General features: G+C 69.0%; 13 protein-coding genes. 7 read left to right on the top strand and 6 right to left on the bottom strand.

The features are described 5' to 3' along the window. Window positions 1-148: 148 nt before the first annotated feature. Window positions 149-1,666: a SulP family inorganic anion transporter gene (locus tag BDK89_RS05490; protein WP_133867986.1), complete on the top strand. Its 1,518-nt coding sequence runs from the start codon at window positions 149-151 to the stop codon at window positions 1,664-1,666. Window positions 1,667-1,794: 128 nt separating this feature from the next. On the opposite strand, the gene queF is transcribed toward BDK89_RS05490, so the two are convergent. Then, window positions 1,795-2,181: a preQ(1) synthase gene (queF, locus tag BDK89_RS05485; RefSeq protein ID WP_133867985.1), complete on the bottom strand. Its 387-nt coding sequence runs from the start codon at window positions 2,179-2,181 to the stop codon at window positions 1,795-1,797. Between the two features lie 69 nt (window positions 2,182-2,250). Between queF and BDK89_RS05480 the strand changes: the two genes are divergently transcribed. Genes BDK89_RS05480 through BDK89_RS05465 form a run of 4 tightly spaced genes read left to right on the top strand, consistent with a single transcriptional unit; the run spans window position 2,251 to window position 6,578 of the window. Continuing rightward, window positions 2,251-3,120 (top strand): phytanoyl-CoA dioxygenase family protein, encoded by an 870-nt coding sequence (locus BDK89_RS05480; protein ID WP_133867984.1) that lies wholly within the window; start codon window positions 2,251-2,253, stop codon window positions 3,118-3,120. Window positions 3,121-3,169: 49 nt separating this feature from the next. Next, complete coding sequence (locus BDK89_RS05475; RefSeq protein WP_243839104.1) at window positions 3,170-4,237, top strand: adenosine deaminase; 1,068 nt, start codon at window positions 3,170-3,172, stop codon at window positions 4,235-4,237. A 40-nt stretch (window positions 4,238-4,277) separates the two neighbouring features. Next, window positions 4,278-4,913 carry a uracil phosphoribosyltransferase gene (gene upp, locus BDK89_RS05470; RefSeq protein WP_133867982.1) on the top strand — a complete coding sequence of 212 codons (636 nt, stop codon included), beginning with the start codon at window positions 4,278-4,280 and terminating at the stop codon, window positions 4,911-4,913. Between the two features lie 9 nt (window positions 4,914-4,922). Continuing rightward, entirely contained in the window at window positions 4,923-6,578 is a 1,656-nt protein-coding gene (locus tag BDK89_RS05465) for a glycosyltransferase family 39 protein (protein WP_133867981.1), read from the top strand. Between the two features lie 101 nt (window positions 6,579-6,679). On the opposite strand, the gene BDK89_RS05460 is transcribed toward BDK89_RS05465, so the two are convergent. Continuing rightward, window positions 6,680-8,272 carry a phospho-sugar mutase gene (locus tag BDK89_RS05460; RefSeq protein ID WP_133867980.1) on the bottom strand — a complete coding sequence of 531 codons (1,593 nt, stop codon included), beginning with the start codon at window positions 8,270-8,272 and terminating at the stop codon, window positions 6,680-6,682. Between the two features lie 52 nt (window positions 8,273-8,324). Continuing rightward, window positions 8,325-9,329: an adenosine kinase gene (locus BDK89_RS05455; RefSeq protein WP_243839103.1), complete on the bottom strand. Its 1,005-nt coding sequence runs from the start codon at window positions 9,327-9,329 to the stop codon at window positions 8,325-8,327. Between the two features lie 102 nt (window positions 9,330-9,431). On the opposite strand from BDK89_RS05455, the gene BDK89_RS05450 reads away from it, so the two are divergent. Next, window positions 9,432-11,969 (top strand): M1 family metallopeptidase, encoded by a 2,538-nt coding sequence (locus BDK89_RS05450; RefSeq protein ID WP_133867979.1) that lies wholly within the window; start codon window positions 9,432-9,434, stop codon window positions 11,967-11,969. 6 nt (window positions 11,970-11,975) lie between these two features. Here BDK89_RS05450 and BDK89_RS05445 read toward each other — a convergent pair whose 3' ends face one another. Further along, window positions 11,976-12,533 (bottom strand): TetR/AcrR family transcriptional regulator, encoded by a 558-nt coding sequence (locus BDK89_RS05445; protein WP_166657396.1) that lies wholly within the window; start codon window positions 12,531-12,533, stop codon window positions 11,976-11,978. Beyond that, window positions 12,530-13,462 carry an oxidoreductase gene (locus BDK89_RS05440; protein WP_133867977.1) on the bottom strand — a complete coding sequence of 311 codons (933 nt, stop codon included), beginning with the start codon at window positions 13,460-13,462 and terminating at the stop codon, window positions 12,530-12,532. The genes BDK89_RS05445 and BDK89_RS05440 overlap by 4 nt, the downstream gene beginning before the upstream one ends. Window positions 13,463-13,600: 138 nt before the next feature. On the opposite strand from BDK89_RS05440, the gene BDK89_RS22550 reads away from it, so the two are divergent. Then, window positions 13,601-15,916, top strand: a complete 2,316-nt coding sequence (locus BDK89_RS22550) for a LuxR C-terminal-related transcriptional regulator (RefSeq protein WP_133867976.1) — start codon at window positions 13,601-13,603, stop codon at window positions 15,914-15,916. 24 nt (window positions 15,917-15,940) lie between these two features. Here the strand turns inward: BDK89_RS22550 and BDK89_RS05430 are convergent, their stop codons facing one another. Continuing rightward, entirely contained in the window at window positions 15,941-18,610 is a 2,670-nt protein-coding gene (locus BDK89_RS05430) for an aryl-sulfate sulfotransferase (protein WP_133867975.1), read from the bottom strand. Between the last annotated feature and the right edge of the window lie 111 nt (window positions 18,611-18,721).

Raw genomic sequence — 18,721 nt, 5'->3', positions numbered from 1 at the left:
CCTCCCTGGTCGGTTGAGGTCAGACCCCAACCGACGGGCATGCCTGGACGTCGCAGACCAGCAATGTCGGTTGGGGTCTGACCTCAACCGACATCCACTAGCCTGACGACTTCCCCTGAAAGCCCCCCAGCAACCGGGAGTGTCCCGAATGTCTCTTGCTACCGCCGCGCGTCCGACGCGCGCCCCGTTCACCCGCGCCGAGTGGTTCGCGAACCCGAAGGCGAACCTCCTGTCCGGCCTCGTCGTCGCGCTTGCGCTGATCCCCGAGGCGATCTCGTTCTCGATCATCGCCGGCGTCGACCCCAAGGTCGGCCTCTACGCATCGTTCTCGATCGCGATCATCATCGCCTTCGCCGGCGGACGCCCCGGCATGATCTCGGCCGCCACCGGCGCCATGGCCCTGGTCCTGGTCCCGCTGGTCGAGGAACACGGCATCGAGTACCTCTTCGCGGCAACGATCCTCGCCGGCATCTTCCAGGTCGGGCTCGGCTACCTCGGGGTCGGTGAGCTGATGCGGTTCGTGCCGCGCACTGTGATGGTCGGGTTCGTCAATGCTCTGGCGATCCTCATCTTCATGGCGCAGGTGCCCCACATCCTGCTCAGCGACGAAGCCGACCGCGGCGACCTGATCGTCGCCAACACGATCGCGATCCTGATCGGTCTCGTGATCATCTACGGCCTCCCGCGCATCACCCGCGCCGTGCCGTCGCCCCTGGTGGCGATCGTCGCGATCACCGGAGCAGCGCTGATCTGGAACATCGACATGCCGACGGTCGGCGACATGGGCGACCTGCCGAGCGCGCTGCCCGTCGTGGCCCTGCCCGACCTGCCCTTCGACCTCGAGACGCTCGGCATCATCGCCCCGGTCGCGTTCACCCTCGCGCTCGTCGGCCTCCTCGAGTCGCTGCTGACGGCCCAGCTCCTCGATGACCTGAGCGACACCGACTCCGACAAGAACCGGGAGTCGCGCGGGCAGGGCGTCGCCAACGTGGCGACGGGCTTCCTCGGCGGCATGGCCGGCTGCGCCATGATCGGCCAGTCGATGATCAACTTCCGCTCCGGTGGACGTACCCGCCTGTCGACGCTGTCGGCCGGTGTGTTCCTCCTGGTGCTGATCCTGGCGCTCGGCGACCTCGTCGCACGGATCCCGATGGCGGCGCTCGTCGCCGTGATGATCATGGTGTCGGTCGGCACGTTCGACTGGCGCAGCGTGCGTCCGCACACGATCAAGACCCACCCTGTCGCCGAGACCGTGATCATGGCGACGACCGTGGCGATCGTCGTCATCACCCACAACCTCGCGTACGGCGTCGGCGCCGGCGTCGTGCTGTCGACGATCCTGCTCGCCCGCCACGTCAGCAGCCTCGTGAAGGTCACGAGCGTGCTCGACCCCGATCACACGAGCCGGCTCTACTCGGTCACCGGCGAGCTGTTCTTCGCCTCGACCCACGACATCGTGCACGCCTTCGACTACGACGCCGTCGAGGTGAAGCGGGTCGAGATCGACCTGACCGACGCCCGCATCTGGGACACGTCGGCGGTCGGGGCCCTCGACACGGTGGTCGAGAAGTTCGCCCAGCGCGACATCGAGGCCGTGCTGGTCGGCATGAACCGCCACGCCGAACGCCTCCACGCCAACACCACCGGCAAGGTCAGCGCCCACTAGGCCAGAAGGGGCCAGGCACCTTCTGGCGCTGCAGCTGCACCACGGCCAGAAGGGGTCAGGCACCTTCTGGCGCTGCAGCTGCACCAGGGCAGGACCTGGACGGCCAGAAGGTGCCTGACCCCTTCTGGTTACCGGTTGAGTTCGCTGACGACCTGGATCTCGATGCCGCCACGGGGTCGCTGCGTGAGCGTGACCTTGACCCAGCGAGGTGATGCGGTCGTCATCACCTCGCCGGCGATCTCGGCGGCGAGTGCCTCCGCGAACACGGCCCGGTCACGGAAACCCCACAGGTAGAGCTTGAGGCTCTTCGACTCGATGCACCACGCGTCGGGTTCGTACTCGATCACCACGGTCGACAGATCGGGCTGCTCGGTGACCGGGCACATCGAGTTCAGCTCGTCGTTCGTGAAACGCACGACCGAGACGTTCGGCGGCGCCGGGAACACCTCGACGTGCTCGATCGCGTGCCGCACGGTGTTGCCCAGCACGGTCAACTTCTCGGTCTGCTCACTCATCGGATCAGCCTACGGTCGCGATCATCCGCACCGATCGGAGCGCCCGACGAGGCGCCTACGATGGCCGCCATGTTGAGTGCTGAACAGGTCGAGGGGTTCCGGCGCGACGGGTTTCTCGTGGTTCCCGACTTCGTCGACGCTGCATCGATCGCCGAGCTGCGCACCCGCGCCGTCGAGATCGTGCACGAGTGGGAGCCGACCGGGGAACGCACCGTGTTCACCACCGAGGAACAGGAGCGCACGAGCAATCGTGAGTTCCTCTCGAGCGGCGACACCACCTGGTGCTTCTTCGAGGAGGAGGCGTTCGGCCCCGACGGCGATCTCGTCCAGGCCAAGGAGCTCAGCATCAACAAGCTCGGGCACGCGATGCACGACCTCGACCCCGTGTTCGAGCGTTTCACGTACACGCCCCGACTCGCCGACGTGGCCGCCGACATCGGGCTCGACGACGCCCTCGTCCTCCAGAGCATGTACATCTTCAAGCAGCCGTCGATCGGTGGCGAGGTCACGTGTCATCAGGATGCGACGTTCCTCTACACCAATCCGATCAGCGTGGTCGGGTTCTGGTTCGCGTTGGAGGACGCCACGCTCGACAACGGCTGCCTGTGGGCGGCACCGGGCGGCCACCGAACGGGCCTGCGACAGCTGTTCAAGCGGTCCGGGGCGATGACCGACGACGACGGCACGGTCTTCGAGGTGCTCGACCCGACACCGCTGCCCAGCCCGCCCGACGATCTCGTCCCGCTCGAAGTGCCCGCCGGCACGATGGTCGTGCTCGACGGGTTGCTCCCCCACTGGAGTGACGCGAACCGCTCCGGGCACAGCCGCCACGCCTACACCGTCCACTGCATCTCGGCCGCCGCCGAGTACCCGGACTGGAACTGGTTACGGCGCGACGACGGCCTCCCGCTGCGTCGGCTCGCTAGCGTGGCCGCATGATCGCCACGACGACCGACGACGTTCGCCGAGGTGCCGCATGATCGACCCGATGATCCAGCGTGCGCCGAAGGTGTTGCTCCACGACCACCTCGACGGGGGTGTCCGCCCGGCGACGGTCGTCGATCTCGCCCGGGAGTACGGTTACACGACGCTGCCGACCGACGACGTCGACGACCTCAGCGCCTGGTTCAACCGTGGCGCCAAGCGCAACGACCTGGTGCTCTATCTGGAGACGTTCGCCCACACCGTCGGCGTCATGCAGCACCGGGACGCGATCGAGCGGGTCGCCTACGAGTGCGCCCAAGATCTCGCCGCCGACAACGTCGTGTACGCCGAGGTGCGGTTCGCTCCCGAGCTGCACATCGAGGGCGGGCTCACCCTGCAAGAGGTGCTCGACGCCGTCCTGGCCGGATTCGAGCGGGGATCGGCCGGCACCGACCTGACCATCTACACCATCTGCTCGGCGATGCGCACCGCTGCGCACAGCCGCGACATCGCCGAGCTGGCGGTCGCCAACCGAGACCGTGGCGTGGTCGGCTTCGACATCGCCGGCGCCGAGGCGGGCCACCCGCCGTCGCGCCACCTCGATGCGTTCCAGTACGTGGCACGCGAGAACTTCCACTCGACCATCCACGCCGGCGAGGCGTTCGGCCTGCCGTCGATCTGGGAAGCCCTTCAGTACTGCGGTGCCGCCCGGCTCGGCCACGGCGTGCGCATCGTCGACGACATCACCGGCCCGCCCGGCGAGGAGCAGCTCGGACGGCTGGCGTCGTTCGTCCGCGACCGGCGCGTCTGCCTCGAACTGTGCCCGACGTCCAACGTCAACACCGGCGTCTGTGCCTCGATCGCCGACCACCCGATCGGTCTGCTCCGCCGTCTCCGCTTCCGCGTGACGCTCAACACCGACAACCGGCTGATGAGCGATACCTCGATGAGCAAGGAGATGCAGCAGCTCCACGATGCGTTCGGCTGGGACCTCTACGACTTCGAGTGGCTCACCATCAACGCTATGAAGTCGGCGTTCGCCCCGTTCCCGGAGCGGCTCAAGATCATCAACGGCTACATCAAGCCCCGCTACGCCCTGCTCCGCGCCGAGTCGACGATCGGCGCCAAGTGATGTCCCCGACCCCGAACGAACCTGCTCGAGGAGCTGTCTGATGCCTGTCGAAGTCCACCTGGTCGATCATCCGCTGGTCGCCGATTCGTTGCGACGGATCCGCGACAAGGAGACGCCCGACGCGCTCTTCCGACTCAACCTCGAACGGATCGGCACCCTGCTGATCGCTGCGGCGACGGAGAACCTGCCGACCGAGGACGTCGATGTCGAGACGCCGCTCACGACGGCGCCGGCGAAGCGCCTGTCGGTGCAGCCGGTCCTCGTCCCGATCCTGCGGGCCGGGCTCGGGTTCGTGCACGCAGCGCAGGAGCTGATGCCGGTGGCCGACGTCGGCTTCGTCGGCGTCGCCCGCAACGAGGAGACGTTCGAGCCCCACGCCTATGTCAACAAGTTGCCCGACTCCCTGGCCGGCCGGCCGGTGATCGTGCTCGACCCCATGCTGGCAACGGGTGGGTCACTCGCCTACACGATCCAGCTGCTCCTCGAGCGCGGCGCGCCGGCTCCGATCACGGTCGTCTGTGCGTTGGCTGCCCCCGAGGGCATCCAGCGGCTCGCCGACGACGGCTACGACCTGGAGATCTTCACGGCTGCGATCGACGATCACCTGAACGATCAGGCCTTCATCGTGCCCGGGCTGGGCGACGCCGGCGACCGCCAGTTCGGCACCGGCGGCTGATCGGACCACATGGACGGCCAGGTCGTCGACGACGCGCCTCCGGCGGTGCACGATGACGACCAGACCGTCGACGCGCCCCCACCCGACAGCCCCGAAGAGACGCCGCCCGACTCGGGCGCGACGCCGTGGTGGCGCCAGCCGCACCCGGTGCTCGTCGGTCTCGGCCTCGCCCTGATGGTGGGCGCCATGGCGGCGCTCATGTTCGCGAGCCACCGACCGGGCCACTGGTGGGGTGACGACTGGGCGCTGTACATCCGCCAGGCGAAGAGCCTGGTCGACGGCAACCCGGGTGCAGTGACGGCCGACAACGAGTTCACCGTCACCGAGTCGCTCGGCGCGCCGTTCAGTCCGCCGCTCTATCCGTGGGGCTTCCCACTCATCCTCGCCCCCTTCGTGGCCGTCGTCGGCGTCGACGTGGACGCACTCGCCGTCGTCCCGGTGCTCAGCGCATGTGTGTTCGCCTGCGCCTGGTTCGTCCTGGTGAAGCGCCGGCTCGGTCGTGCGGTCGCCTTTATCAGCACACCGGCGATCACCTTGACCCCGGCGCTGTTCTCGTGGAGCGAGTTGATCCAGTCGGAGTGGCCGTTCTTGGCCGTGACGTTCGCCATGCTCGTGGCGGTCGACTGCGCGGTCGATTCGAAGACGCTCACCGACGTGACCGCCCGATGGTGGCCGCTGGTCCTGCTCGGCGTCGGTGCCGCCGCGGCGTTCAGCGTCCGACGTGAAGGTCTGGCGATGACGGCCGCCATCGGTGGCGCCCAACTCGGACTCCTCACGACCGGCGCCCCACCGATGCGGGAGTGGTTCCGCGATCGTCTCCTCGTGCTGCGGGTGCTGGTACCGCACCTGTCGGCACTCGTCACGGTCTACACACTCCAGTTCGCGCTGCCCAGCACGCTCGTGCCGCAGTACGACGGCACCAGCATTCGCAACACGTACCGCTTCTCCGAGCGCCACTTCCGACACGTCGCCGACATCATCGGCCTCAAGCGGCCGTGGGATCGTTACGTCACCGTGCTCGGCAGCGAGGGGCTCGGGCTCGCGGCGATGTGGTTCGTCCTGATCTCGATGCTCGTCGGTGTCGTGGCGGCCGTGACGATCCATCGCCGACGCGACCTCCACCTCGTCGTGTACGGCCTCGTCGCATTCGCGATCGGTGGCAGCTTCCGGTCGGCGATCAATCGGTACATGACGACGGTCGGGCCGATCGTGCTCCTGCTCGCACTCGTCGGCGTGGCCACCCTGGTCGGCTACCGACGCCGATGGATGGGTCTCGCGGCAGCGTTCGTCGTCTGCCTGGCGATCGTCGCGGGCAACCTGGCGAACGTGAACCTGCGCGTCGAGAGCGCCGACCGAACCGCTGCGGCGGGCGCCGTCGAGTTCGGCCCGACGCACCCGTCGGCGGTCGAGATGTTCGATGCGGTCGTCGCCAACAGCGAACCCGACGACGTGGTGGCGGGTCCGAAGGCTCGAGCGCTCACCTTGATGACCGACCGGCGATCGATCCAGGTCGACCAGTGGCGGCCGCTCCCCGACGAGTGGTCACCGACGCTCGTCGTGGTCGAGGTCAATGCACCGATGGACGACGAGATGCTGACCGAGCACGGCGACCGCTACGAAGCCATCTGGTCCAACTCCCGGTTCCGCATCTACGCCCTCCGCTGACGAAAGGTGTCGTGAACAGATGGGGTCAGGCACCTTCTGTGCACGACCCCTTCGACCAACCCGCCTGCTCCGAACAGAAGGTGCCTGACCCCATCTGTTCGTCAGGTGAGGAGGGCGGCGAGGGCGTCGACGAAGGGGGCGGGGTCTTCGTCGACGGCTTCGCCGTAGAGCTTGACTTTGGGCTCGGTGCCGCTGGGACGGACCTGCACCCTGACGCCTCCGTCGAGATCGAATCGCAGCAGATCGGCCTCGGGATACTCCTCGGTGGCACGGACGGCTCGACCGCCGATCTCGGAGGGCGGGTTGGTGCGCAGCTCGAGGACCTTGGCCTTGGCCTCGGCGGGTGGCATCCGCACCGACGCATCGGCGAGCACGTGTTTGCCGTACCGGTCGGCGATGTCGTCGAGCCAGTCCTGCATCGTCCGGCCGTCGGCCGCGGCGACGGCCGCCATCTCGGCGAACAGCACGGCCGCCGTGATGCCGTCCTTGTCGAGCGGCTGACCGGCGACGAGATAGCCGAGCGCCTGCTCGTAGCCGAACACGAACCGGTGATCGGGATGATCGTGCACGGCGCGGGCGATCCACTTGAACCCGGTGAACGTCTCGACCGACGCGACGCCGTGCCGTTCGGCCATCTTGCCGAGCAGTGACGACGACACGAGGGTCGTCACCGCCAACCGGTCGTCACCCTCGGTCGTCGACAGGATGTAGTCGGCGAACAACCAGCCGATCTCGTCACCACCGAGGCGCCGCCACGAACCGTCCGGTTGGCGGATCGCCGCACCGAGTCGGTCGGCGTCGGGGTCGTTGGCGATCGCCACCTGGGCCTCGGCGGCGGCCGCCGTCTCGAGCAACAGATCCATCGCCCCCGGCTCCTCCGGATTCGGGAACGAGACCGTCGGGAACGTGCCGTCGGGTTCGAACTGGGCCTCGACGACGGCCGGCTTCGGCAGCCCCGCCGCCGCGAACGACCGGAGGATCGTCTCGCCGCCGACGCCGTGCATCGCCGTGTAAGCGACCGTGACGCCGGCGACGTCAGGGCGTCGCCGCACTGCCGGCACCGACGCGATGTAGGCCTCGACGAGCGGATCGCCGACCATCTCGATCAGCGGGTCGTCGGCGCCGGCCAGTTCGACGGTGGTCGGGTCGTAACGGTCGATGCACTCGGCGATCCCGGTGTCGTGGGGCGGCACGATCTGCGCACCGTCGCCGAGGTACACCTTGTAGCCGTTGTCGGCGGGCGGGTTGTGCGACGCCGTGACCACGACGCCGGCCGCCGACCCGGTTTCGGTGATCGACCAGGCCAGCACGGGCGTCGCCACCTGCTGGTCGAACAGCTTGACCCTGATGCCCATCTTCGCCCAGACCCGGGCCGAGTCGAGCGCGAAGACGTCGCTCTTGCGGCGAGCGTCGTAGCCGATGATGATGCCCCGGTCTCGTGCCTCGTCGCCCTGATCGAGCAAGTAGGCGCCGAGGCCGGCCGCGGCCTGTCGGACCACCAACCGGTTCATCCGCTGCGGGCCGGCACCGACGGCGGCGCGCAGCCCGGCCGTGCCGAACTGCAGTCGGCCGGTGAAACGGGCGGTCAGCTCGTCGGCGGCGCCGTCGACGAGCCGAGCGAGTTCGTCACGGATGTCGTCGTCGGGTTCGGCGGCGAGCCAACGCTCGGCGGCGGTGCGTGGAGATTCGGTCACGTCACCAGCGTAGGTCCGAACCGGCGGCGCGTCAGCCCCGGGCGGGGCCCGGTCAGGCCAGGGTGCGGAGTTCGACGAGCGGACGCGGCCCGACGTGGGAGATGACCTCCGACGCCGCGATCGAGCCCAGCTCGCCGCAGCGAGCGAGAGGCTGCCCGGACGTGAGCCCGTGGAGGAATCCGGCGGCGTAGAGGTCACCGGCGCCGGTCGTATCGACGACTTTCGGCACGGAACGGGGAGCCACCTCGATCAGCTCGTCGCCGGTGACGACGATCGATCCCTTGGCGCCGACGGTGATGGCGGCGAACTCACAGTGTTTGCGCAGTTCCGTCACGGCCTCGAAGAACGTCTCGGTCTCGTACAGGGCGATCAGCTCGGCTTCGTTGCCGAAGAGCAGGTCGACCTGGTCACTCACGAGGGCACGGAAGTCGTCGCGGTGCCGATCGACGCAGAACGAGTCGGACAGGGTGAGCGACACCATGCGACCGGCGTCGTGGGCGACGGTCGAGGCGTGCCGGAATGCCTCTTTCGCATCGTCGCGGTCGTAGAGGTAGCCCTCCATGTAGAGCACCCGGCCGTCGGCGATCGCCGTCTCGTCGAGGTCGGTGGTGCCGAGCAGGCTCGACGCGCCGAGGTAGGTGTTCATGGTGCGCTCGGCGTCGGGGGTGACGACGATGATGCAACGACCGGTCGGCGTGTCGGGATCGTGGCTCCCGGCACGGAAGCTCACCCCGACGGCGTGCAGGTCGTGTCCGAACACCCGGCCGAGCTCGTCGTCGGACACCTTGCCGATGTACGCCGCCGTGCCGCCGAAGCTGGCCACGCCGCACATGGTGTTCGCCGCCGAACCGCCCGACATCTCGACCGCCGAGCCGAGCGCCTGGTAGAGCATGACGGCTCGATCGGTGTCGATCAGGTCCATCCACCCCTTGGTGAGGCCGTGTTCGTCGAGGAACGCGTCGGGCGCGTGCGAGATCACGTCGACGAGTGCGTTGCCGATCCCGACCACGTCGAAGCGTGCGTCGTCACCGTCGAAGTCTGCAAGATGCCCGGTCACCGTCGAGACGCTAGCGGTACAGCAGCGATCACGAACAGATAGCGCCCGCTGGTGCCCGAACCCGAGGAAACGGTCGGCCGGTCGACCGATACGCTCGGCGGTGTGACTGCTGTCGATGCTCCGCACGCCGCCGACCCGTACCGCCTCCCTCGCCACACCCGGCCGAGCCGCTACGACGTCACCCTCGAGCCCGATCTGGGCGCCGCCTCGTTCACCGGCCAGGTGACGATCGAGGTGACGACCGACGAGGCGAGCGACGAGTTCGTCCTCAACGCGATCGAGCTCGACATCGCGTCGGTGACGGTCGACGGCACACCGGCGACGTTCGAACTCGACGAGGCGACCGAACGACTGGTCGTCCGTCCGGAGGGCGGCGTCACGACCGGCGATCACTCGCTGCACATCGTCTTCACGGGCATCCTCAACGATCAGCTCCGCGGCTTCTACCGCAGCACGTATCGCGACACCGACGGCAACGAGCAGGTCATCGCGACGACCCAGATGCAGTCGACCGACTGCCGCCGGGCCTTCCCGTGCTGGGACGAACCCGACTTCAAGGCGGTGTTCGGCATCACGTTGGTCGTCGAGCCGCACCTGCTCGCGGTGTCGAACGGTCGCGAGCTCGATCGCACCGAGCGCGACGGCAAGCTCGAGCTCCGGTTCGCCGACACGATGGTGATGAGTTCGTACCTGGTCGCGTTCGTGGTCGGTCCGCTCGAGGCGACCGAGTGGCACGACGCCGACGGCATTCCCGTCCGGCTCGTGCACGTGCCCGGCAAGAGCCACCTGACCGGCTTCGGCCTCGACGTCGCCACGTTCTGCCTGCGTTGGTTCCAGGACTACTACGGCATCGCCTACCCGAGCGACAAGGTCGATCTGCTCGCCCTCCCCGACTTCGCCGCCGGTGCGATGGAGAACCTCGGCTGCATCACGTTCCGCGAGAACCTGCTGCTCGTCGATCCGGCCACCTCGACCCAGAACGAACGCCAGCTCGTCGCCGACGTGGTGGCGCACGAGCTCGCCCACATGTGGTTCGGCGACCTCGTGACGATGCGGTGGTGGAACGGCATCTGGCTGAACGAGGCGTTCGCCACGTTCATGGAGATCGCCGCCTGCGACGCCTACGCCCCACACTGGGAACGCTGGACCAGCTTCGGGCTGGAGCGCAGTGTGGCCTTCGAGACCGACTCGCTCTCGTCGACGCGGTCGGTCGAGTTCGAGGTGCGAAGCCCCGCCGACGCCGAGGGCATGTTCGACGTGCTGACGTATCAGAAGGGCGGCGCGCTGCTCCGCATGCTCGAGCAGTACCTCGGCGAGGAACGCTTCCGCGACGGGGTTCGCCACTACCTCACCAGCCATTCGTACGGGAACACCGAAACCGGCGATCTCTGGGATGCGATCGAGCACACCTCTGGCGAGCCGGTGCGACGGATCATGGACTCGTGGATCTGGCAGCCGGGCTACCCGCTCGTGTCGGCCAAGCTCGACGGCGGCGACCTCGTGCTCTCGCAGCGTCGCTTCTCGTTCGACCGCGACATCGCCGATGCCTCGCTGTGGGCGGTGCCGGTGCGTGTACGCCAGGGCGACGAGTCGACCGACGTCCTCCTCGACGGTGACGAGATCCGTCTGCCCGCCGGCGACGGTCCGATCGTCGTCAATGCCGACGGCCACGGCTTCTTCCGGGTCGAGTACTCCGACGAGTTGCGCGAGCGGTTGACCGCCGAGGTGGTCGCGTCGCTGTCGACCCTCGAGCGCTACAACCTCGTCGACGACGCGTGGAACGCGGTGACGGCGGGCACGATGAGTGCCGCCGACTTCGTCGAGCTGGCTCGACGGTTCGCCGCCGAGCGCGACTACGGCGTCTGGCAGGCACTCGCGATCGGGCTGCGTGGCGTACGACGCCTCCTGCCGGAGGAGGGACCGTCGGTCGACGGGTTCCGTGCCGTCGTGAGCGATCTCGCCGGTCCGGCGCTCGCCGATCTCGGCGATCCTGCCGATGGCGAGTCCGACCTCACCGCCAAGGCCAGAGGCCTCCTGCTGGGCATGATGGCGATCCAGGCCGCCGACGCCGACGCCGTCGACCGAGCGACGGCGATCTACGCCGCCTGGAACGACGATCCGTCCTCGGTCGACGCCGAACTCGCCGCCGCGGCGACCGGCGTGGTCGCCGCGACCGGCGATGCCGACACCTACGAGCGGTTCCTGCACGTCGCGCAGCACGGCGACACACCGCAGGCGCAACTGCGCCACCTCTATCTGCTCGCCGAGTTCGACGACGACGAGCTGGTGCGGCGTACGTGCGAGTACGCCATGAGCCCGGCGGTCAAGACCCAGAACGCCCCGTTCCTGCTCCGGGCCTGCATCGGCAACCGTTCGCACGGCGAGGTCGCGTGGCGATTCGTCCGCGAGCACTGGTCGGAGGCCAACGAGCGCTTCCCGCGCAACACGATCGTCCGCATGGTCGAGACGGTGAAGCTGCTCGACCGTCCGGAGCACGTCCACGAGGCGCAGGCGTTCTTCGACGAGCATCCGATCGAACAGGCGGTCCAGACGCTCGAGCAGTTGCTCGAACGCCAGCGGGTCAACGCTCGCGTTCGAGTCGAGAACGAGGACGCGGTCCGCGACGCCCTGGCCGGCTGACCGGCGTCAGCCGGGCCGGGTGATGGCTCGCCACGTCGCCTCGATCAGTCGATCGAGCTCGGCCGAGGTGAGCGTCGCACCGGCAGCGACGAGACGAACCACGACGCCGAGTGACAGGCCGTAGACGGCCTGCCATGGCAGCTCGACGACAAGCGGCGCCAGGTCGTCCGCTTCGGCGAGTGCAACGAGCGGATCACCGCCCGCGATCAATCGATCGTGGGCCTCGGCGTAGAAGGGCGACTCTTCGAGCTGGGTGAGGAAGCGGGCGCGTTCGGGCTCGGCGGCGAAGAACTCGTATGCCCGTGTCATCACGTGACGCCAACGATCCGCCGGCGGCGCCGTCGGATCGATGCCGTCGAGCGCCGCCGACCCCAACGCGGCCTTGATCTCGAGGTACGTCGCGTACACGAGCTCTTCTTTGGAGGCGTAGTGGACGTAGGCCGTCCCGGCTGCGACGCCGGCTGCCTTGGCGATCGCTCCCATCGAGGCACCGTGGAACCCTCGCTCCGCCACGAGGTCGCGCAACGCCTTCCTGATCGCTGCCGGCCGGTCGACCGGGCTCACCCCGCCGCAGCCTCGACGTCGATCGACACGCCGGTCTCCCGTTCGGAGACGAGCCAGAGCTTCTCGATCGCCGAGTCGATGCCGGGCCGGATGATGGGCTTGCGGATCGGGGCCCCGTTGTTGACCCATCGCGGTCCGTAGAACTCGCCGCCCTTCGCGTTCGGGTCCGTCGCGGCCCGCAGTTGCGATCGGGCGCCGTCGTCGGCTGACATCCCGGTCTTCGAGGCGAGCCACTCGGACGCCGACGCCATCCAGCCGCCGCCACCTTCGGCCACGGTGTGGGTCTGGAGATCGGTGTTCGACAGCCCGGGGTGCGCGGCGAGGCTCTGAGCGGCGAACCCTGCCCGTTCGAACTCGCGCTGGAGTCCGATCGCGAAGTGGAGGTTGGCGAGCTTCGCTCGTCCATAGGCGCCCCAGGGCGAATACTCGCCCTCCATGTTGACGTTGTCGGGGTCGACGGCGCGACCCATGTGGTGGGCGGTGCTCGACACCGTCACCACGCGCGCTGCGTCGGCGGCGAGTATCGACGGCAGGAGCCCTGCCGTGAAGATCCAGTGCCCGAGGTGGTTCACGCCGAACTGCATCTCGTAGCCATCGGCTGTCCGACGTTCGGGCATCGCCATCAACCCGGCGTTGTTGACGACGATGTCGACCGTCGGATGTGCGGCGACGATCGTCGCGGCGGCCGCCGTCGTGCTCTCGAACGAGCCCAGGTCGAGCTCGACGATCTCGAGCGAGGCATCGGGCAGACCGGCGAGGATGTCATCGCGAGCGTTCGCGGCCTTGTCCTGGTTACGTGCCGCCATGACGACGTGTGCGCCAGCTGCAGCGAGCGCTCGGCTCGTCTCGAGCCCCAGCCCGCCGTTGGCACCGGTGACGACGGCGATCTTGCCGCTCAGGTCGGGGATGTCGTTCGTGGTCCAGCTCATCGTTCTCTCCTTACCTCGAACTGAATGAATGATCATTCATCCAATCGGCCGAACGGCTCGCATCCAACCTCCGTGCGCGACCGAGCAGGCAGGATCGAGAATTCGCCCACCGAGCGTGGTCGATGCGATACTGCCGACATGCCGATCGATCCGCCGATCGGACCGAAGCCTCCCATCGGGCGGGGATGGCTCATCGACCAGATCACCACCTTGGTCGACCGGGGCGGCCTCGGTCTCCTCACCCTCACCGGCCTCCCAGGGGTCGGCAAGACAACAGTCGTGCGGGGCGCCCTCGCCGACCGCCCACACCGTTGGATCGCCGCCACGACGCTCCCGCACCACCTCCCGTCCGCCGACGACGTCGGCGCGGGCGACCTCGTCGTCGTCGACGGTGTCACCGACGGCGAACAGCTGGCGGCTGTCGCCCGTCTCGTCGACCGAGGCGTCGATGTCGTCGCGACCGCCCGAGGCCCGCTCCGCCTCCCCCGGGAACGGATCGTGCGTGTCCCCGCCCTGCCGGTCCCCGAACCCGACGCCACGACCGAGACGCTCGCCGCCGAACCGACCATCGAGCTGTTCCGGCACGTGGCAGTGCGGAGCGGGAGCACCGCCGACTGGGACGGCACCGATCTCCGAGCGGTCGCCGACATCGCCCGAGCCGTCGGTGGGCATCCGATGGCGATCGAGCTCCTCGCCGCACGCACCCCGGCGTACTCCCCGACATCACTCGCCGAACAGCTCGCCTCCGATCGGCACTCGGCGGTGGCCGATCTCCTCGACGGCACCGACGACCTGCTCGGGACGATCCAGTGGTCGGCCGCCGACCTCGCCGACCGAGCGGTCTCGGTGCTGACCGCACTCAGCGTGTTCGAGGGCCCGGTCCCGGTCGAGGCGCTCGAGCGGGTCGTCGACGACCGATCCGACGACCTACTCGAGGTCGTGTCGAGCCTCGTCGACGCCCACCTCGTCGACGCCGATCATGCCGCCGACGGCAGCCTCTACTCGCTCCCCCCGCTGGTCGCCGAGGTACTCCGACATCGCGCCACCGACGTCGACGACACACGCCGACGCACGGCACGGCTCGGCTGGGCGACCGAACTCGCCGCCGAGGCGACGTCGACCTCCCGTGGCGAGACCGGACTACCCGATCCACGTCTCACCGCCGCCGAGGACGACCTCAGGGCCGCACTCGTCGACGCCCTCGACAGCGGCGACGCCGACGCAGCGGCGAATCTGACCGTGGCATTGGCCCCGGTCTGGCTCGGACGGGGCGTCCTGGCCGACGAGGTCGCTTTGGCGCGACGCACCGTCGAGCTCGCCGACGGAACCGTATCCGAACCCTCCACGGCGATCGCTCGCGGCTGGCTCGCGAACCTGCTCGCAGAACGGGTCGTCGTCGACGTCGAACTCGACGAGTTCATCGATCAGCGCGCCGGTTCACTCGCCCTGCTCGACCGGGTCGAGCCCGATGTCCGAGTCCGACTCCTGGCGCTCGCAGTCCGGCCCGCACGTGCACTCGCCGATCGCGCCGACGTCATCGACCTCGCCCGACTCGGTCGGTCCACGGCGTCAGAACTCGGCGACCAGGCGAGCGTCGTGCGCTTCGAGGTCTGGCTGGGCATGCTCGCCCATCAGGACGGCGACGTCGCCACGGCGCGGCAGTGGGCCGGCACGGCCCTCGGCCGGGCACGTCAGATCGGCGACGAGCCGGGGATGGTCGCAGCGGCCGGACTGCTCCGAACCCTGCCGCCCGGTCAGGCGACCGACATCGTGGTGCCGACGCTCGTCGACCTCGCCGACATCGCCCGCCGCAACGACGACACTCGCACCCTCACGTGGGTGGTGCCGGCGGCAGCGTCGGAGGCCCTCGCCGCGGGCGACGTCGGCCCGGCGCTCGATCTGACCGACGAGTCACTGTCGATCGCACGTCGTGCCGGCACCTGGACGTGGTACACGTGTCCGCCGTTCACCGCCCTCGCAACGATGGCCTCGATCCGGGAGCAGCACGTCGCCGCCGCGACCCTGCTCGGCGTCCTCGACGCGCAGGTCGACGGATTCGAGAGCAGCCTCCCACTCGACCTCGTCCGACGAGTCCGGTCGGCCATCGCCGACGCTCGCGCATCGGCCGACGCCGGGGTCGTCTCGGCGTTCACCGACGGCACCATGATGACGTTCGATCGGGCGACGGCGTTCGCTGCCCGAGTCGTGAGCGAGTTGCGTCGCGAGCACGAGACGGACCACGACGACATCGCGACCGACGACGGCGCCGACCTCACCGCTCGGGAAGTCGAGGTGCTCCGGGAACTCGCGAACGGTGGGACGAACAAGGACGTCGCCGCCGCGCTCGGCATCCGCCCGAAAACCGTCATGCACCATGCCGCCGCGATCTACCGCAAGCTGCACGTTCGAGGACGCGGCGAGGCGGTCGCATGGTGGTTCCAGCAGCGCCCGTGAACACTGCTCGAATCACGACCCTCGTCAGGGAGCTTCGGCGATACCGCCCGCCGCAGCCCTGAGCTGGCTGGCCGACCAGGCCGCCTTCGGCTCCTTCAGCACTCGGTAGATCTGGCCGCCCGGCAACTGACGCACCTCGAACACCAGGTTCCGGTTGGCGTCGAACTCCTGGATCATCGGCTGGACCGGCCCCCAACCCACGACGAAGGAGCCGTCACCCGCCGGATCGACCGAGCCGAGCCCGAATGCCGTCTGACCGGACGGAGCGCTCACCGACCACAACAACGTCGCCGTCTCGGCCACCGTGTCGATCCGATAGGCGACGGCACGCGACGCCTGCCCCATGTCGGTGCGATTGTCGAACAGCGTCACGACGTCGCCGTTCAGCTGGGCGTGGTGGGGGCGGCGCGGCCCGCCGAGCGGGTCGTTCAGGATCTGGAGGCGAGGCGCACCCGACAACTGCGGCGCGCTGACCGGGAGGGCGCCCAGGATCCAGTCGATCTGATCGGTCACCCGATCGACTCGGAAGGCCGCGTCGAGGTGTCGGGCGGTCACGATGTAGTCGCCGCTGCCGTCGTCGGTTGCGGTCAATGCGTTCATGTGCCACACGTCGACCGGTCCGCCGGCGTCCCACCGAACCGGGTACGGGACCTCGTCGTAGCCGAAGTGGTCGCTCAGCGTCCACGACCAGACGACGTTGCCGTTGGCGTCGAACTCCTGGATCACGTTGTCGGCGATCGTGTCGTTCGCCGTCCACCCGTTGCCCGGCAGCGCCGTGAGGTCGACCCCGGAGACGATCGGGTAGCTGATCAAGGCATAGCGACCGTTCGGCAGTTCGACGAAGTCGTGATGATCGGTCGGGTGTTCGACGCCGCCCTCGTCGTAGGAGATGTACTCGTCGACCAGTGTGCCGTAGAGGCTGATGGCCCGGTAGCCGGCGTCGGGCTCGATGCCGTACCGCGAACCGAGGTTCGGCACCCAGACGATCCGGCCGTCACTGCGTCGTTCGATGTCGGTCCCGCTGCGGTCGAGTCGCTTGTACCAGACGGGCCCGCCGTATTCGTCGAGGATCACGGCGAACGACCCGCCGCCCGTCATGCCGGTGAGCGTCAGGTACCAGCCCGGTGTGGGGGTACCGGGCCGGTTGGCCTCGAGACGGGGGAACCCGTCGGGGACACACCGGAAGTAGTACATCTGCGTCGTCGAGCCGCGTCGGAGCGACACGGTCGTGAGCCGGTCGTCGTCGCCGGGCAGCCGGATGGTGCCGCCGCTGACGGGCACGTTGTTGACTCGCATCGTGGTGCCGACGAGGGGGTCGAGTTCGAGATCGACCGGGGCGTCGTCGCACTCGACTGCGTAGTCGGTCGCCGCCGGCGAGTAGGCCGGCCAGGTGTGGGCATCGAACCGGAGATGCTCCACCAGCGAACCGCTCGGCGCCGCCATCACCCCGAACAGGTCGACGACCAGGTCGACCGGTGTCGAGGCGTAGAAGCAGATCTCACCGTCGGCCGACAGGTCGACCACGGCCAGGTTGGTCGCCTCCTCGCCGGCGGTGAAGTTGAGCACCGACGTCGACGGCACGTCGACGTCGCACGGGAAGATCGAGACGTGGCCCGGCCCCGATGCACCCGTCGCGACCGTGTTGACGACGACGGCAGTGGCCTGGGAATCGTCGGCGCGACCCGCGGTCGGGCGCAACGAGCGCACCGTCCCGGCACCGAACCGTGACGTCCACGGCGCTGCAGCCGTCCGGGAGTCGGCGAGGCGCGTGCCGGCGACCGGCGTCAGCGATGCGGTCGGACCGAACTGCGGAGTCGGCTCGTAGAAGCCCATCAGGTCGACGACGACGTGGTGGGCGACGTTCGATCGGGTGCAGAGCTTGAGGTCGTTGCTGATGCCGACCGTGATCGCCACGGCGCGGGCTTCGCCGGCCAGGAAGTTCAGGTTGGACGACGCCGGTGTGGCGCCGCACGGGAACGCCGTGACGTAGCCGGGTCCGGCGGGCCGGGCGACGGTCAGGTTGGCGACCACGGCCGAGGTTCCGGCGGGGACGATGCCGGACAGGTCGATCTCGTGGTTGGTCTCGGCGGGCACCGCTGCACCGCCGCCGAGGCGGGTGTCCTCGACACGTTCGGGCGAGATCGATCGGAACCGCGTCGCGCCGTCCGCGGTCCACCATCCGGTCATGTCGACCACGAGGTGAGCGGCCTTCTGGCTGAAGATGCACACGGTTCCGTCGTCGTCGAGCAGCGCGATCGCCAGGTTCGGCGTCGGCATCTGGTTGGTGCGGGCGTTGACGTTCGAGGTCTCGGGCCGTCCCGACGCACACGGGAACACGGTGAGGTAGCCCCGCTCGGTCGCCAGCGCCGTCACCGACAGGGCGAGCGCCTCGGCCGCCGTCGGCACGCCGGCCGCAGACGCGTCGATGCGCATGGTGCAGCCGGCACCGACCCGTCCGGTCACGCCGCCCGTGCCGATGCGGGTGTCGACCAGGCGCTGCGGCGGCTCCTGTGCCGTGAAGCTGGCCAACGGCGGCACGTCGGCGTCCGGCCCGGCCGGCGTGGGCGCGCAGCTGACACTGGCCGCCGCAGCGGCCGTTGCAGGGGTCACCGGTTGGACGATCGCCACGATCGAGGTCGCCAGAACCGCCCCGACCACGAACAGCGCCCGCCCACGCATGGAGCGCAGAATCATGGTCGGCAACGTACTCCACCGACGGTCGCTCGGGCACGCACGAACGGGGTTATGTCGAGCGGGTTCGGGCGCCCCGGCTCACCACGGCCCGAGACGACGAGATCCGGCCCC

The sequence above is a fragment of the Ilumatobacter fluminis genome, assembly GCF_004364865.1.
GTDB classification, from domain to species: domain Bacteria; phylum Actinomycetota; class Acidimicrobiia; order Acidimicrobiales; family Ilumatobacteraceae; genus Ilumatobacter; species Ilumatobacter fluminis.
This window is presented reverse-complemented; position numbering and strand designations above follow the sequence as displayed.

What these genes read in the sequence shown, in the direction of transcription:
- queF (WP_133867985.1), bottom strand. Translation starts at nt 2,181, where the DNA reads ATGAGTGAGCAGACCGAGAAGTTGACCGTGCTGGGCAACACCGTGCGG.
- BDK89_RS05465 (WP_133867981.1), top strand. Translation starts at nt 4,923, where the DNA reads ATGGACGGCCAGGTCGTCGACGACGCGCCTCCGGCGGTGCACGATGAC.
- upp (WP_133867982.1), top strand. Translation starts at nt 4,278, where the DNA reads ATGCCTGTCGAAGTCCACCTGGTCGATCATCCGCTGGTCGCCGATTCG.
- BDK89_RS05440 (WP_133867977.1), bottom strand. Translation starts at nt 13,462, where the DNA reads ATGAGCTGGACCACGAACGACATCCCCGACCTGAGCGGCAAGATCGCC.
- BDK89_RS05475 (WP_243839104.1), top strand. Translation starts at nt 3,170, where the DNA reads ATGATCCAGCGTGCGCCGAAGGTGTTGCTCCACGACCACCTCGACGGG.
- BDK89_RS05490 (WP_133867986.1), top strand. Translation starts at nt 149, where the DNA reads ATGTCTCTTGCTACCGCCGCGCGTCCGACGCGCGCCCCGTTCACCCGC.
- BDK89_RS05430 (WP_133867975.1), bottom strand. Translation starts at nt 18,610, where the DNA reads ATGATTCTGCGCTCCATGCGTGGGCGGGCGCTGTTCGTGGTCGGGGCG.
- BDK89_RS05480 (WP_133867984.1), top strand. Translation starts at nt 2,251, where the DNA reads ATGTTGAGTGCTGAACAGGTCGAGGGGTTCCGGCGCGACGGGTTTCTC.
- BDK89_RS22550 (WP_133867976.1), top strand. Translation starts at nt 13,601, where the DNA reads ATGCCGATCGATCCGCCGATCGGACCGAAGCCTCCCATCGGGCGGGGA.